This window comes from Saezia sanguinis, from assembly GCF_003991585.1.
Classification (GTDB): Bacteria; Pseudomonadota; Gammaproteobacteria; order Burkholderiales; family Burkholderiaceae_C; genus Saezia; species Saezia sanguinis.
In genome coordinates this window covers 1-241 of the sequence record NZ_PQSP01000186.1, presented here as the reverse complement: position 1 = coordinate 241, position 241 = coordinate 1, and the positions used below count along the sequence as shown (strand labels likewise).

1 protein-coding gene is annotated in these 241 nt (G+C 63.5%); it reads left to right on the top strand.

Going from position 1 to position 241, the window contains the following annotated elements:
- On the top strand, positions 1–241 hold a 241-nt coding region (locus CUZ56_RS15925), incomplete at both ends, for a hypothetical protein (protein ID WP_204250981.1).

Genomic DNA, 241 nt, shown 5'->3' with positions numbered 1-241 from the left:
ATATTCAGGTGATCGCCTCACAGAGCACCTACGCCCACTACGACCCCTACCACGCCTCGCGCCGGTGGCTGACCACAGAGGCGTATCCGCAGTCGGCCGGTGCTATCGGAATCATCAACGGTGACTCCCCGGTGACCAAAGTCCTCGGCGCCAAGGCCGTCGAATCGCTGGAGGCCATGGGCGCGAAGGTGATCTACAACGAGCTGTACCCGGTGGGCGGCGTCACCGACTGGACACCCTA